The organism is Neorhizobium huautlense (assembly GCF_030811685.1).
In the GTDB taxonomy this organism is placed as follows: Bacteria; Pseudomonadota; Alphaproteobacteria; order Rhizobiales; family Rhizobiaceae; genus Neorhizobium; species Neorhizobium huautlense_A.
Map to the genome: position 1 here is coordinate 1 of NZ_JAUSRF010000018.1, position 14477 is coordinate 14477.

Consider the following 14477-nt stretch of genomic DNA (forward strand, 5'->3'; position numbering starts at 1 on the left):
AAGAAGATCGCAATCGCCCTCACAAGGGCCACTCAGCCAGCCATGGCATGAGGCAGAAGGATCTTCATTGCCTCATTCGAACGCGGCCGGCAAACTCGGTGGTTCGCATAAAACAAAACCCCGCCAAAAAATGACGGGGTTTGTCAGCAGTCTGACGGCTACAGCCGCTATTCGTTTCCCTTCGGCATCGGGCCGTCGCAGCGCTGGTTTGCCCGCCCACCACAGCAGGGTGATATCGTTCTGTTCCGTTTGCCCCACGAGCCGTCGGTCACCTATATCAAACGCCTCATCGGCATGCCGGGCGACCGGGTACAGATGCGTGCCGGCCTCCTCTATCTGAATGGCGAGGCCGTGCCGCATCAGCCGGAGGGCGAATGGACCGACCGGACATACGAGCCGCAGACCGTCCCCTTGTTCCGCGAAACACTTCCCTCCGGCCGCTCATATCTGGTCGCGGATACCATGCAGGGCTCACGCGGCGATGATACGGAGGAGTTCGTGGTTCCGCCCGGCCATTATTTCATGCTCGGCGACAACCGCGATAACAGCCTCGACAGCCGTTTCGACGTCGGCTTCGTTCCACAAGACAATGTGGTCGCGCGGGCCGGCGTCGTGGTCTTTAATGCCAGTCAGAAAGAGCGCAGCTGGATATCGCTCAATCCATGAGGCCGGACGCAGTGGAATGTCTCGCATACTGGAAACCAGTAGGTCGTCATGATACATTTTGAGTGGGATGAACGTAAGGCCGAAGCCAATCTTACAAAACACGGTGTCAGCTTCCAAGCTGCCTCAGCCGTGTTCCTCGATCCATTCGCCCTCGATATCGAGGAGCGTTCCATGGATTACGGTGAAATCCGGCGACGGATCATCGGACTTGGAAACGGTCGTTTTCTGACGGTTATCTATACCGAACGCGGCGATGTTATCCGTCTCATCTCGGCACGAAAATCAACAGCCGGCGAGCGTCAGGAGTATGATGATGCAAAATGGTAAGGAACAGCAGGCCGACTGGTCACGTGTCGACGCCATGAGTGACGAGGACGCCTTTGCCAATGCGCGTGGAGACCCTGACAATCCGCCGAAGAGCCGTGAGCAGGTGCGGGCATCAGCGCGCATGCCGCAGGTAAAAGTCATTCGGCGGGCTCTGCAACTGACACAGGAAGAATTCTCTGCCCGCTACGGCATCCCGCTCGGCACGTTGCGTGATTGGGAACAGGCCCGTAGCGAACCCGATCAGCCGGCTCGCGCCTATCTCAAGGTTATAGCCGTCGATCCTGAACGCACGGCAGCGGCATTGGCAAAGGGTGTGGCGTAACCTGTTGTTCACGCGCCACCCTGACGCCTCGAACAAAAACAGCGCCGCGCACCTTTTTCAGGCACGCGGCGCTGCCGCAATCGGACCCAAGATAAAATCTTAGAAGTGGTAGTTCACGCCGGCCTTGATGGTGTGATCGCTCACATCGGTTTCAGCGGCACCGACGCCAGGGATCACGCTACGCACGTCACCGGTACGAGCATAGTTATATTCTACCTTGCCGGAGATCTGCTGGTTGAATTTGTGCTCGACGCCGGCACCGACCAGCCAGCCGGGCTTCCAGCCATCCGGGCCCTGTGCGGAAGCATCGCGCATGCTGGTCATCGTGCCACCTGCCGTGCCGTAAACCAGCGTGTCGCCGAGCGGCATACCGGCCTTGGCCTTGGCTGCCAGACGGTAACGCTCTTCCAGCTCACCGCCCGGAACGCGGACGCGGGCATCGCCCATATGCGACAGTTCCAGTTCGCCACCAACCACGAAACCATTGGTTTCCATGTTGTAGCCGCCCTGAACGCCGCCCATGAATTCGCGGTTGCCGGAGAACGGGTTGCCGTGGCGCGAAGCCGTTCCGGCATGGAGACCGACGTAACCACCGGTCCAGCCAGACGACTGTTCGACCGGCTCGTTATAGGACGGGGCTTCGTAAGCATTGGTGAGGTCGGCTGCAAAAACCGGACCGGAGACGAAAGCGGCGCCAAGCGCCAATACGAGCGACTTCTTGAACATGATTTTACTCCATACACAGCCCGCAGATGGTGAATGCGCGGGCGATACATCGGCTTGCGCCACAAAAGTATCCAATCGGTCCAGCCCGGTCCCCTGACCGTGTTGGCACTTTTGCACCGGTATGCCTTTCATTTTCACGAAAACATAAACAGTCGATTAACCGCGACCGCTCACCAACTGCTTACCATGGCCGCAAAAGCCCGCCTTTTCGGTGCTCGACACAAGGGACAAGGAAACGGAATCAAGCGCTTGCGGAAAAACCGACAAATGTTCGTTTTTACACCGAAATTTCTGATCTTTTTTTCGTGATCGGGACGACGGAAACCCGCCCCATCATCGCAGTGCATAAAACCGTCTGGTTACGCCGCTGCCCTCCGCTATCTTGAGGGCATCACAGCAAATGAATTCGGAACACCATGAGCGAAACGCAGTCCAGACCCCGCGAACGTTTTGTCCTGCTCGATGGATTGCGGGGCGTTGCAGCCGTCTTCATCGTGCAGCGCCATGCCGAACCGATGCTGGGTGATGCCCTGCCCTCCAGTTATCTCGGCGTCGACCTGTTCTTTGCCTTGAGCGGCTTCGTGCTGGCCCATGCCTATGGCGCGGCCCTCGCCTCCGGCCGCATGTCGGCGCTTGCCTTCATGAAGGCACGGCTGCTGCGGCTCTATCCGCTCTATCTCGTCGCGCTGGCGCTCACCGTTGGTTATTACCTGCGCATGTACCAATCCGGCCTGCCGGTGATGGCTGATGAAGTGGTCACGGCAGGCGAGCTTGCCGCCGGTGTCGCGACCGGGCTTCTGTTTCTGCCCACGCCCTTCACCATCTCGTTCAATGCGGCGCTGTTTCTTGTCCATCCGGCATGGTCGCTGTTCGATGAACTGGTCGCCAATTTCGCATATGCGCTTCGCGGCGTGCGCATGCGCAGCCGTCATATCGCGGTCGTCATCGCCATCAGCGCGGCGATACTGGTCATTGCCGCACTTCAGTTCGAACGCCTGCATGCCGGTTTCCGCTGGCACGAAATGTATGCCGGCCTTGCCCGCGTGTTCTTCTCGTTTTCCGCCGGCGTGCTGATCTATCGCTACCGCCGCAAGACGCAGACACCGCAGCCTATCGCAGCACTCGCCTGCCTCGCCATCACCGCCGCCGTGCTGGCTGCCCCGACGCCCAAGGACGCAAAATGGATCTTTGACCTGATCGTTGTCCTGTTCGTTTGGCCAGCCCTGCTTTATGCGGCAAGCGGAATCCTGCCCGACCGGCGCACTAGCGCCGTCTCCACCTTTCTCGGCACCGCCTCATACGGGCTTTACGTGCTGCATTCGCCCTTCATCGACTGGGCCGTGCTCGGTTGGGCGACATGGACCGGCAACAGCATCGCTGACCTGCCTTATGCGCCACTTGCCGGCATCGGTTTCATCGGACTTTGCGTCCTCCTGTCATGGTGGCTGACGGTCGCCTTCGACGAACCATTGCAGCGCCGTTTCAAACACGCCCGAAAGGACACTCGCCCCCTTACCGACAATCCCGGAGGGCCATGACCGTACAGATGTTGGTGCTACCGGAACCAATCCGAGCACCGCGTGTTGAACGGCCACACGGCACAACAGATCGTGATCATTCTAGGAGGTTCATTATGGGACGCGGTATTCTTCTCTGGCTTCTGGGCATTCCTCTGCCGATCGTCATCCTTCTCGTTCTCTTCCTGCGCTGAGGTGGGTGCCATGCCCCTCACCTCAAGCACCCTCACCCCGGTCGAGTCCTCGAAATCCGCCATCGCCTGGGGCCCCATCATCGGCGGCGCGGTGGCCGCCACCGGCGTCAGCCTCATTCTCATCATGTTGGGTTCGGGCCTTGGCCTCACCATGGTGTCGCCGTGGTCGGGGGAAAGCAGTTCGGCGGCAACGGTCGGCATTACCGCCGCCATCTGGCTCGTTGTCGTGCAGTGGCTCTCATCGGCGCTCGGCGGCTATCTGACCGGCCGCCTGCGCACCAAATGGGCCGCCATCCACACAGACGAAGTGTTTTTTCGCGATACCGCGCATGGCTTCGTTTCCTGGGCGGTCGCCACCCTCTTCGTCGCCGGTTTTCTGGCTTCGTCGCTGACATCGCTTGCCGGCGCCGGCGCGCAGGCTGTCGGCGCAGCCGCGTCCACGGCGACTGTTGCCGCAGCTTCGACATCCGACGGCACGACCGATACGTCAGCCGCCACCGCCTATTTCACGGACGCCCTGCTGCGTCCGGAACGGGTCTCGGCCAATGCGCAGGGCGATGACACGGCAGCAACGGCGGAAGTTTCCCGCATTCTCGTCAACGGTGCCGTTGCCGGCGGCGTGCCGGAAGATGACAAGGCCTATCTCGCCGCCATCGTCTCGGCCCGAACCGGCCTTGAAGCCGAACAGGCACGCGGCCGTGTCGATGCGGTCCTTGCGCGGATCGAAGCCGCCAAGGTCGCCGCTCAGGAAGCAACCGACAAGGCCCGCAAGGCTGCCGCAACGACAGCGCTCGTCGGTGCCATTTCGCTGCTGGTCGGCGCCTTCATCTCCTGCGCTGCCGCCGCCCTTGGCGGACGCCAGCGCGACGAGGAAGAAGACCTGATCGCCGCCCGCCTTTGAGCGCCATCGGACAGGACCCGGGAAAAGCCTCGCAGTGATGCGGGGCTTTTTTCATTGCAGCGCGTCCGCGCCAGTCGAAGCCGGTTTATGATGCCAAACAAAATGCGGATCGGAGTGTGGTTTTGCTCGTAGAATCGTTTCCATCACCTAATCTGCCTTTTGACAGAAACGAAGGAGCGATGAAGGCATGACCGAGTTGAAGAACATCTGCATCTACGGTGCCGGGGCACTTGGCGGCACTCTGGCGGCACGACTTGTGGAAGGGCTCGGCGAGAAGGTTACGGTCTCGGTCATCGCGCGCGGCGCGCACCTTGAGAAGATCCGGGAGAACGGTCTGGAAGTGCGGGTCGCGGGCGAGGAAAAACCGACCATCGTCCCCGTCAATGCCACCGACGACCCGACGACGCTGCCAAAGCAGGATCTCGTTATCACCGGCCTCAAGGGTCATCAGGTGCCGGCGGCGGCTGATGGCCTTGCCCATCTCGTCAAGGATGACACGCGCGTTGTCATGGTCCTGAACGGTATTCCGTGGTGGTACTTTCATCGCGATGAAAAGAGCGGCCATGACGATCATCGCCTGAGCGAACTCGATCCCGGCGATCGCCTCTGGAATGCGATCGGACCTCAGCGTGTCATCGGCTGCGTTGCCTATCAGGGTGCCGAAGTGGTGGAACCCGGTGTCATCCAGTTGCCCGCGCGTGGCCGTTTCATCCTCGGCGAACCCTCGGGCGAAATGTCGGCGGATCTCACCTCCATTGCCGATCTGCTGACACAGGCCAATGTCAAAATCATCCAGACTCCCGACATCCGGGGAGAAATCTGGAGCAAGCTGATGGGCAATGCCTCGTTCAACCCGATCAGCGCGCTGACCCGTGCCCTTTCCGACCGCATCGTCACCGACCCTGCTCTTTTGTCGTTGAAAAGCCGGGTCATGCGGGAAGTCTATGCCGTCGCCTCTGCGCTCGGCAGCCCGCCGCCGCAAACGGTCGAGGAACGTCTGATGGAAGCCATGAAGATCGGCCCGCACCCGACATCCATGCTGCAGGATTTTCTCGCGCAGAAACCGCTCGAATATGTGCCCTTGGTCGGCATGGTGGTGCATCTCGGCCAGATGACAGAGACGCCAGTGCCGGCGCTCGAAACCATTCTGGCTCTGGTCGGCGAACTCGACAGGCAGAACCGGGGTATCACCGCCTGAGAGATCGATCCGAGAAACAGATTCAGGTCCTTGCGAGATTGAATCAGAAAACCGGCGCAAGACGCTGATGTCGAGATAAAAACACGGCAACAAGAAAAACCCTCCGCGGCAGGGGAACGGCGGAGGGTCAGGCGACTTGGAGGTCAAAAATGTTTTTTGTTATGGTGCGACACCGAGGGGAGGAATGTCGCGGCATCTGATGTGTTCGATGTGTAGATAACCCACAAATCGCCACTTGGTTCCACGCTTCCTTAACGGGCAGAATGATACATTTCTCAGCCAAGCACGGAACAGAGGCCTTTATGTCGACCCAGAATTTTCGCTTCACCCATTACGATCTACGCGAACAACGGGCCGGCACGATCATCGATGTGACGCTCAACGCGGTCAACAATGTGCGCCTGATGACGGCCGTGAATTTCCAGCGTTTCAGGGAAAAGCTCGATTACAAATATGTCGGCGGCACCGCCAAAAAGTCGCCGACACGCATCATCATCCCGGAGAATGGCCACTGGTTTCTGATCGTGGATGAGGAAGGCCACGGCGGTCTGGCAGGTTCCTCGGTCAAGGTCGTCACGCCGCCCGGACGTCAGGTCAAGGCGCCTTAATCGCTCAGTCTTCGTTGCGCTCGCGCCGCAATTTTTGCCACCAGTCCAGCCGCTTGCGGATATCCCGCTCGAAACCGCGCTCAACGGGCTCGTAAAAAGTCTGTCGTCCCATTTTTTCGGGAAAATAGTCCTGCCCCGAAAACGCATCCGGCTCGTCGTGGTCGTAACGATAACCGTCGTTATAGCCTTCGGCCTTCATCAGCTTGGTCGGCGCATTCAGAATATGTTTCGGCGGCAGCAGGGACCCATTCTGCTTGGCCACCGTCATCGCCGCCTTGAAGGCGGTATAAACGGCATTGGATTTCGGCGCGGTGGCGAGATAGACGCAGGCCTGCGCCAGCGCCAGTTCCCCCTCGGGCGAGCCGAGATAATCATAGGCATCCTTGGCGGCGTTACACACGACAAGGGCCTGCGGATCGGCAAGCCCGATATCCTCCACCGCCATGCGCACCAGCCTACGCCCGAGATAGAGCGGATCTTCACCGGCATCGAACATGCGGGCGAGATAATAGAGCGCCGCATCGGGGTCCGATCCGCGCACTGATTTATGCAGCGCCGAGATCAGGTTGTAATGCCCGTCCTGCGCCTTGTCATAAACCGGCGCGCGGCGCTGCACGATACGGGTCAGGTTTTCCGTGTCGAAAACCTCGCCTTCCCTTGCTGCGCGCCAAACCTCTTCGGCCAGCGTCAGCACGGCCCGGCCATCGCCATCGGCCATGCGCACCAGCGAGGCGCGGGCATTCTCGTCCAGCGGCAGCGGCTTGCCTTCCGCCGTTTCCGCACGCGTCAGCAGTTCGGTGAGACTGTCCTCGTCGTGGCTCCTGAAAGTGAGCACCCGGGCACGCGACAACAGAGCGGCGTTGAGTTCGAAGGACGGGTTTTCGGTGGTGGCACCGACCAGCACGATCGTGCCGTCTTCCATGACCGGCAGAAAACTGTCCTGCTGGGCACGATTGAAGCGATGGATTTCGTCGACGAAGAGCAGCGTCTGGCGACCATTGATGCGGCGCAGCCGTGCCGCCTCGAAAACCTTCTTGAGATCGGCGACACCGGAAAAGATCGCCGAAATCTGCTCGAAGGCCAGCCCCGCTTCACCAGAGAGGAGCCGGGCGACGGTGGTCTTGCCGGTGCCGGGAGGCCCCCAGAAGATCATCGAACCGAGCGAACCACTGTCGATCATGCGGCGAAGCACGCCGTCTTCGCCGGTCAGATGCGCCTGCCCGGTCACGTCGGCAATGGTCTTTGGTCGCAGCCGATCGGCTAGAGGCCGCCGGTTGGCGACCTCATCCGGAATTGTCGGTGCGAAAAGATCGTTGCCCATCGTCTCACATCAGCGGAAGAACTGGCGGATACGCTGGCCGTCACGTTCGACTTCCAGACGCCAGAAACCCGGATCGCTGTCCTTGAGGATATCTTCGAGTTCCTTGGCTGACTTCACCGGATCACCGTTCAGCGAAATGATGATGTCCTTCGGCTGGAAACCGACGCGGGCGGCCGGCGAGTTGCGGGCAATGTCGGTAACGACGACGCCGGTCTTGTCGGCGGTCAGCTGCAGTTCGGTTGCCAGCTTCGGCGACAGGTTGGCGACGCGCAGGCCGGCAAACGGGTTGCGGCCCTCGATCAGGCGTTCGTCGCGCGGCGTAGTCTCCGGCGCGGTGTTGAGCATGATTGTCAGTTTGCGTTCGCCGCTCGACTGCGCAATCGTCAGTTCGGTGGTTTTTCCGAGGCCGGCCGTGGTGAGGCGGTAACCCAGCGCGTCGGGATGCTCGATGGCGATGCCATTCACGGCGGTGATGACTTCACCGGGCTTCAGGCCACCCTTGTCGGCCGGGCCACCGTCGACAACGGCCGTGACCAGTGCGCCACGTGCCATTTTCAGGCCAAGCGCTTCGGCAACCTCGGAGGTGACAGGCATGAAGGTTGCGCCGACATAAGGCCGTTCAAACGTGGACTTGCCGTCTTCGGCAGCCTTCAGGAACACGTTCACGAGATTGCCGGGAATGGCAAAACCGACGCCGTTCGAACCACCGCCACGCGAAAAGATCGCCGTGTTGATGCCGATCAGTTCACCATTGGTGTTCATCAGCGCGCCACCGGAATTGCCGGGATTGATCGACGCATCGGTCTGGATGAAAAAGCCGAAATCGCCATTGGTGACCTGATTACGGGCAAGACCGGACACGATACCGCTGGTCACCGTCTGGCCGACACCGAACGGGTTGCCGATAGCGAGCACGAGATCACCGACCTCGACCGCATCGGAATCGGCGATCTTCAGAACCGGAAAGCTTTCCTTGGCCTTGATGCGCAGCACGGCGAGATCCATGCTCTCGTCCTTGAGGATCACCTCGCAGGGGAATTCGCGGCCATCGGCCAGCGCGATCTTGATGTCGTCGGCGCCCTGGATGACGTGATTGTTGGTGACCACCAGCCCCTTGTCGGACAGAATGACCCCGGAGCCGAGCGAAGACTGCTTTTCCGAACGGTTCGGCATGCGCTGCCCGAAAAACTGCTCGAAGAAGGGGTCGCCGGCGAACGGGTTGCGACGCTGGGCAAGGCGTTCTGCATACACGTTGACAACCGCGCCCGACGTGCGCTTGACCAGCGGCGCGAAGGAGAGCTGCATCTGCTCGCGGCTTTGCGGCAGGGTTTTCTCCTGCGCCTGCGCCGCTACCGGCAAAAGAAGAGAGAGAGCCAGAAGGCCGGTCGACACGCATTTTTGCATGGTCAGCATGTATTTCCTCAATTCAGAAGGTCCGGCCACTCCGGCCGGGATCGATTTTCGACGCCGAGGCTGGAAAACAAAGGTGGCCGAATCACGGACGGGATCTGTGAAATCACCAGTGTTCGCGATCACATATAGGACATGAACGGACGGAAACCATGAACTTTCTGGAGCGCACAAAAATATGGGCAAAACGGCTGAAGCGGGAGATCGTGGCGCTTTGGATCGCCGCACGAGATCCACGTGTTCCGCTGGCGGCAAAACTGGTGGCGGGTGCGGTTGCGGCCTATGCGCTGTCGCCGGTCGATCTGATCCCCGATTTCATTCCTGTCCTCGGTTATCTCGATGATCTTATCCTTGTGCCCGTCGGCATCCTGGCTGCGGTCAAGCTCGTGCCACCAGCGCTCATGGCCGAGTTCCGCGAACAGGCAGCCTTACGCGAAGGACGGCCGACCAGCCGCACCGGCCTGATCGCCATCCTTGCCATCTGGCTTTTGTGCCTCATCTTTGTCGTCTGGGTACTTTCAGACCTGCTCTGAAGGCCCGCAAAATGGGCAGCAAAGGAAACCGGAATGAAAAAGACCATCGCGCTCACCACAATTTCCACACTGCTGCTCGGCCTGACCCTGCCCGCCCTCACCGCTTCGGCTGCCAGTTTCGACTGCAATGGAGAGAAACTGGCAGCGGACGAAAAGGTGATCTGCGAAAACCGCGATCTCAACGATGCCGACGTGAAGATGGTCACGACATTCGAAATCCTCACCGGGCTTCTGGCCATGGGCACGCGCGGAGAAATGCAGGAGGATCAGGCCACGTGGCTGAAACGCCGGCAGGCCTGTAGCGGCGATGTCGAATGCATTCGAACGGCTTATGTGGAGCGGCTGAAACAGCTCAGCGAGACGTTTGAGAAGATCGACCGGCCGTTGTGAGCGGGAATGCATGGTTTTTCCGGGCTATCGATGCTACGCTCAAGCAATTCGCGATAAGAGTGCTGCCATGGCTGCCGTCACCAGATTGACCATAGAGATCAGCGAGGAAACCAAGACTGGCCTTGATCGGCTGGCGGGGATTTCCGAGGAAACATCGAGCCGCCTGGCGGGCGATGCCATCGCCGCCTATGTCGAGCATGAATTGGATATCGTCCACGAGATCGAAATCGGATTGTCCGACCTGAAGGCTGGCAGGGTGGTGCCGCACGATGCGGCGATGGCAGAGATTACCGATCTGATCACCGCTGCGCAGGCAAAACGCACGTGAACGCCAGCCTCCAATGGTCGCGGGACGCGCTGGAGGATTTCAAGAAGCAGATCGCCTATATCGCCGAACACAATCCACAGGCGGCGGCCAAGGTCGCCGAACGAATGGACGATTGCGCCCGAAAACTTCTGCTGCGATCGACGGGGCGACCCGGCCGGGTAGACGGAACGCTTGAAAAAACTGTTCCCGGACTTCCCTATATCATGGCCTATGCGGTCTCCGCAGATGAGACCCGTACTGTCATCACCATCCTGCGCCTGATCCATACGGCGCGTGACTGGCGTCGAGGAAAATGGCCGCCATTCGCATGACCGGTACATTGTGCAGGATGACAACACAAAGCCCCGCCGGTGAAACCTGACGGGGCTTTGCTGTTTCCGTGCCGTATCGGCAAAAACCGCAGCGCGCCCTCGTTGACTACGTTACCTCGATAAGCGTGTCGTCATTTTCCAGCGCCGTCAGTATCGCCGGCATCGCTTTTTCGAACCAGGCCAGCAGTTCCTTGCGCCGCGCATTGGGCAGCCGGATCCATACGACAACCGGCCCCATTTCCGTCAGAGCCCGACGTTGCGCGAAATCTTCATCCTTGGTGATGATGGCGGCAGCGTTTTGAACCGCGTAATCCCATATCTGCCGATCTGATGCAGACTGCAGATCACAATCCGCGACATGCCGGGCCTCATGCCCTTGCTCAACAATCCACCGGGCAAGAGCTGGCGGGAGCTGAGCGTCGACAAGAAAGCGCATCAGGCAACGCGCAACACGGTATGGTCGCTCTGCCGTGCCGCATATTCCAGCACTGCACGAATATCCGCAGCCTCAAGCAGCGGATAATCCTCCAGAATCTCGTCATGGCTCGCACCGGCGGCAAGCAGTTCGAGAACGTCCTTCACGCGAATACGCAGACCACGAATGGTGGGGCGGCCCGCACAGACCTGCGGATCGAACGTGATGCGATGAAGTTCGGACATTTACGCGCCCTCCGTTGTTTGCCGTTCAAACCATAACACAAAGCCCCGCCGGTGAAACCTGACGGGGCTTTGTTGTTTCCGTGCCGTATCGGCAAAAATTATTCCGGCAGGATCCGCACCGCGCCCTTGTCGGCCGATGAGGCAAAGGCCGCATAGGCCTTCAGCGCCGTCGTGACATTGCGCTTGCGGGGTGCTGCCGGCTTCCAGCCGAGCGTCTCCTGCTCATGGCGGCGGGCGGCCAGATCGGCGTCCGAAACCTTGAGGTTGATCGTGCGGTTGGGGATATCGATCTCGATCAGATCGCCCGGCTGAACGAGGCCGATGGCACCGCCCTGCGCCGCTTCCGGCGAGGCATGGCCGATCGACAGGCCGGACGTGCCACCGGAGAAACGACCGTCGGTGATGAGAGCGCAGGCCTTACCAAGACCCTTCGACTTCAGATAGCTGGTCGGATAGAGCATTTCCTGCATGCCGGGACCGCCCTTCGGCCCTTCGTAGCGGATAACGACGACATCGCCGGCAACAACTTCGTTGCTCAGAATCCCCTTGACGGCCGCGTCCTGGCTTTCGAAGACCACGGCAGGGCCGGTGAATTTCAGGATGGATTCATCAACGCCAGCGGTTTTGACGATGCAGCCGTCGAGCGCGATATTGCCGTACAGTACGGCCAGACCGCCATCCTTGGAGAACGGGTGTTCTACCGAGCGGATAACGCCCTTTTCGCCATCGGCATCGAGATCATCCCAACGCGAGGATTGCGAGAAGGCGACCTGTGTGGGCACGCCACCGGGGGCCGCCTTGAAGAAGGTACGCACAGTTTCGGAATTGGTACGGGTGATATCCCAGCGGTCGATGGCATCGCCGAGCGTCGGTTCGTGAACCGTGTAGCAATCGCGATTGATCAGGCCACCACGGTCGAGTTCTCCCAAGATACGCATGATGCCGCCGGCACGGTGAACGTCTTCCATGTGAACGTCCTGCTTGGCCGGTGCCACCTTTGAAAGGCACGGCACCTTGCGCGACAGCCTGTCGATCTCTTCCATGCCGAAATCGATGCCGCCTTCATAGGCGGCCGCCAGAATGTGCAGAACCGTATTGGTCGATCCACCCATGGCAATATCGAGCGACATGGCGTTTTCAAACGCTTGCTTGGTGGCGATATTGCGCGGCAGGACGGTTTCGTCCTCCTGCTCGTAATAACGGCGGGCGAGATCGACGATCAGGTGGCCGGCCTCGACGAACAGGCGCTTGCGGTCCGAATGGGTGGCGAGCGTCGAGCCGTTTCCGGGCAAGGACAGGCCCAGTGCCTCGGTCAGACAGTTCATCGAATTGGCGGTGAACATGCCCGAGCACGAGCCGCAGGTCGGGCAGGCAGACCGTTCGATGGTGGCGACGTCCTCGTCGGAAATCTTGTCGTCGGCAGCCGCGACCATGGCATCGACGAGGTCGAGGGCAACGGTCTTGCCGTGCAGCACGACCTTGCCGGCTTCCATCGGACCGCCGGAGACGAACACGGCCGGGATGTTGAGGCGCATGGCGGCATTCAGCATGCCGGGCGTGATCTTGTCGCAGTTGGAAATGCAGACCATGGCATCGGCGCAGTGCGCGTTGACCATGTATTCGACCGAGTCGGCGATGATTTCGCGCGAGGGCAGCGAATAAAGCATGCCGTCATGGCCCATGGCGATACCGTCATCCACGGCGATCGTGTTGAATTCCTTGGCAACACCACCGGCAGCCTCGATTTCGCGGGCAACCAGCTGACCGAGATCCTTCAGGTGGACGTGGCCAGGCACGAACTGCGTGAAGGAGTTGACGACGGCGATGATCGGCTTGCCGAAATCGCTATCCTTCATGCCGGTGGCGCGCCAAAGGCCGCGCGCACCCGCCATGTTGCGGCCGTGGGTGGTGGTTCTGGAACGATAGGCTGGCATGGGTATATCCTCACTCGGTCAAGGCCTGGCAGTCTATCCGCTCCTCTGCGGAGACGCAAAAAGCCTATTTTTGAAAATGTCCTACTCCAGCCGAGCACAAGTGTCACTGCCAGATGGCGGCAAAACAGTACGGTACGGTACGGTTCGCGCAAAACCGCGCCAATATCTGCAAATTGCCTGCGCCCGATTGGTCGGGTATCATTCGCGAAGAGATCAGGGAGAAAGCCATGGCATCGCTTGATGCAATCGTCGTTCACGCTGTCTGGGATGAAGAAGCATCCGTATGGGTTGCGACCAGCGACGATATCGACGGACTGGTGGTGGAAGCCGCAACGATGGAAGCGCTTGAGCCGAAGGTGAAGGCTGCTCTGTCAGATTTGATCGAACTGAACGGCCCCCAGTCCTCCCTTCACGAGATCCCAGTCCGTATTCTTGCTGAACAGACATCCCGTATTGCCAATCCTCACGCAGCGTGAGCCATGGCAGGTTATCTCAGGCAATTGAAGGAATTGCTTGAAAAGGCGGGATGTCACTATCACCGGCCGGGCAAGGGCGACCACGAAATCTGGTACAGCCCGATCACCAAGCGATATTTCACCGTCGATCATGGCGTGACGTCGCGGCACACGGCCAATGCCACTCTCAAACAGGCTGGGTTACCGAAAGCCTTCTGATCAACGCCCCCGCCGCAGGTCATCCGGCACCACGCCAAAATGCTGCATGATCATATCGACATTACGGCGATGCGATTTGAAATAGACGTCGAACAGATCGCCGAAGACCGGCACGCTGCCGACTACGGAATCCACCGCGATATTGCCGACCATTTGAGCCAGCTTGTCCGCGGGCACACCCATGCGGCGGGCCTCGTTGACGATGTAGAGCCCGATCAGCGCTCCGCCGGCATCACCGATCACCGGCACCAGACCCATGATGGAATCAGCGCCAAAACGGATGCCGGTGCCCGGCACGCGAATGGCCGTATCCATCAGGCGGGCGATACCTGAAAGGCGCCGCAAACGACGCAGCCGCTCGGCGCTATCGGAGACACCCGGTCCGGCATCAGGGCCGGAAGCATTCCAATTGCCATTCCAGGTGCGTGCGGGCATGTTTTTCGCCTCCAGCAAATCA

General features: G+C 60.0%; 20 protein-coding genes. 13 read left to right on the plus strand and 7 right to left on the minus strand.

All coding sequences use genetic code 11. The features are described from left to right. Window positions 1-186: 186 nt before the first annotated feature. Genes lepB through J2T09_RS21675 form a run of 3 tightly spaced genes read left to right on the plus strand, consistent with a single transcriptional unit; the run spans window position 187 to window position 1315 of the window. The gene (lepB, locus tag J2T09_RS21665; RefSeq protein ID WP_306838678.1) at window positions 187-666 is read left to right on the plus strand and encodes a signal peptidase I; all 480 of its coding nucleotides are present in this window, start codon (window positions 187-189) and stop codon (window positions 664-666) included. Window positions 667-714: 48 nt separating this feature from the next. Continuing rightward, window positions 715-993, plus strand: coding sequence for a BrnT family toxin (locus J2T09_RS21670; protein WP_306838392.1), 279 nt, complete (start codon window positions 715-717; stop codon window positions 991-993). Continuing rightward, window positions 974-1315: a helix-turn-helix domain-containing protein gene (locus J2T09_RS21675; RefSeq protein WP_306838395.1), complete on the plus strand. Its 342-nt coding sequence runs from the start codon at window positions 974-976 to the stop codon at window positions 1313-1315. The genes J2T09_RS21670 and J2T09_RS21675 overlap by 20 nt, the downstream gene beginning before the upstream one ends. Before the next feature lie 99 nt (window positions 1316-1414). Here the strand turns inward: J2T09_RS21675 and J2T09_RS21680 are convergent, their stop codons facing one another. Beyond that, complete coding sequence (locus J2T09_RS21680; RefSeq protein ID WP_306838397.1) at window positions 1415-2041, minus strand: outer membrane protein; 627 nt, start codon at window positions 2039-2041, stop codon at window positions 1415-1417. A gap of 416 nt (window positions 2042-2457) precedes the next feature. On the opposite strand from J2T09_RS21680, the gene J2T09_RS21685 reads away from it, so the two are divergent. The 4 genes from J2T09_RS21685 to J2T09_RS21700 all read left to right on the plus strand — a co-directional run bounded on the left by J2T09_RS21685 (window position 2458) and on the right by J2T09_RS21700 (window position 6459). Further along, window positions 2458-3579, plus strand: coding sequence for an acyltransferase family protein (locus J2T09_RS21685; RefSeq protein WP_306838399.1), 1122 nt, complete (start codon window positions 2458-2460; stop codon window positions 3577-3579). 183 nt (window positions 3580-3762) lie between these two features. After that, on the plus strand, window positions 3763-4653 hold the full coding sequence (locus J2T09_RS21690) for a hypothetical protein (RefSeq protein WP_306838401.1): 891 nt from the start codon (window positions 3763-3765) through the stop codon (window positions 4651-4653). Between the two features lie 187 nt (window positions 4654-4840). Then, a complete protein-coding gene (locus J2T09_RS21695) occupies window positions 4841-5851 on the plus strand; it encodes a ketopantoate reductase family protein (protein ID WP_306838403.1) in 1011 nt (336 codons plus the stop codon). A gap of 302 nt (window positions 5852-6153) precedes the next feature. Then, window positions 6154-6459, plus strand: a complete 306-nt coding sequence (locus J2T09_RS21700) for a DUF1883 domain-containing protein (RefSeq protein WP_306838405.1) — start codon at window positions 6154-6156, stop codon at window positions 6457-6459. A 4-nt stretch (window positions 6460-6463) separates the two neighbouring features. Here J2T09_RS21700 and J2T09_RS21705 read toward each other — a convergent pair whose 3' ends face one another. Together J2T09_RS21705 and J2T09_RS21710 are read right to left on the minus strand one after the other, a co-directional pair. Beyond that, window positions 6464-7780, minus strand: coding sequence for a replication-associated recombination protein A (locus J2T09_RS21705; RefSeq protein ID WP_306838407.1), 1317 nt, complete (start codon window positions 7778-7780; stop codon window positions 6464-6466). A 9-nt stretch (window positions 7781-7789) separates the two neighbouring features. Next, the gene (locus J2T09_RS21710; protein ID WP_306838409.1) at window positions 7790-9193 is read right to left on the minus strand and encodes a DegQ family serine endoprotease; all 1404 of its coding nucleotides are present in this window, start codon (window positions 9191-9193) and stop codon (window positions 7790-7792) included. A gap of 149 nt (window positions 9194-9342) precedes the next feature. On the opposite strand from J2T09_RS21710, the gene J2T09_RS21715 reads away from it, so the two are divergent. From J2T09_RS21715 to J2T09_RS21730, 4 genes are all read left to right on the plus strand, one after another. Next, window positions 9343-9723, plus strand: a complete 381-nt coding sequence (locus J2T09_RS21715) for a YkvA family protein (protein WP_306838411.1) — start codon at window positions 9343-9345, stop codon at window positions 9721-9723. Window positions 9724-9756: 33 nt separating this feature from the next. Continuing rightward, the gene (locus J2T09_RS21720) at window positions 9757-10113 is read left to right on the plus strand and encodes a lysozyme inhibitor LprI family protein (protein WP_306838414.1); all 357 of its coding nucleotides are present in this window, start codon (window positions 9757-9759) and stop codon (window positions 10111-10113) included. Between the two features lie 67 nt (window positions 10114-10180). Continuing rightward, on the plus strand, window positions 10181-10441 hold the full coding sequence (locus J2T09_RS21725) for a CopG family ribbon-helix-helix protein (protein WP_306838417.1): 261 nt from the start codon (window positions 10181-10183) through the stop codon (window positions 10439-10441). Further along, window positions 10438-10752, plus strand: coding sequence for a type II toxin-antitoxin system RelE/ParE family toxin (locus tag J2T09_RS21730; RefSeq protein WP_306838420.1), 315 nt, complete (start codon window positions 10438-10440; stop codon window positions 10750-10752). Before J2T09_RS21725 ends, J2T09_RS21730 begins: the two co-directional genes overlap by 4 nt. 106 nt (window positions 10753-10858) lie before the next feature. Here J2T09_RS21730 and J2T09_RS21735 read toward each other — a convergent pair whose 3' ends face one another. From J2T09_RS21735 to ilvD, 3 genes are all read right to left on the minus strand, one after another. Next, a complete protein-coding gene (locus tag J2T09_RS21735) occupies window positions 10859-11188 on the minus strand; it encodes a DUF5615 family PIN-like protein (RefSeq protein WP_306838422.1) in 330 nt (109 codons plus the stop codon). Next, entirely contained in the window at window positions 11188-11412 is a 225-nt protein-coding gene (locus J2T09_RS21740; protein ID WP_306838424.1) for a DUF433 domain-containing protein, read from the minus strand. Before J2T09_RS21740 ends, J2T09_RS21735 begins: the two co-directional genes overlap by 1 nt. 98 nt (window positions 11413-11510) lie before the next feature. Further along, a complete protein-coding gene (gene ilvD, locus J2T09_RS21745) occupies window positions 11511-13346 on the minus strand; it encodes a dihydroxy-acid dehydratase (RefSeq protein ID WP_306838425.1) in 1836 nt (611 codons plus the stop codon). 113 nt (window positions 13347-13459) lie between these two features. Here ilvD and J2T09_RS21750 point away from each other — a divergent pair, with 113 nt between their 5' ends. Beyond that, the gene (locus tag J2T09_RS21750; protein ID WP_306838427.1) at window positions 13460-13822 is read left to right on the plus strand and encodes a DUF1902 domain-containing protein; all 363 of its coding nucleotides are present in this window, start codon (window positions 13460-13462) and stop codon (window positions 13820-13822) included. Between the two features lie 3 nt (window positions 13823-13825). Then, entirely contained in the window at window positions 13826-14020 is a 195-nt protein-coding gene (locus J2T09_RS21755; RefSeq protein ID WP_306838429.1) for a type II toxin-antitoxin system HicA family toxin, read from the plus strand. Here the strand turns inward: J2T09_RS21755 and J2T09_RS21760 are convergent, their stop codons facing one another. Next, a complete protein-coding gene (locus J2T09_RS21760; RefSeq protein ID WP_306838431.1) occupies window positions 14021-14455 on the minus strand; it encodes a DUF4112 domain-containing protein in 435 nt (144 codons plus the stop codon). Between the last annotated feature and the right edge of the window lie 22 nt (window positions 14456-14477).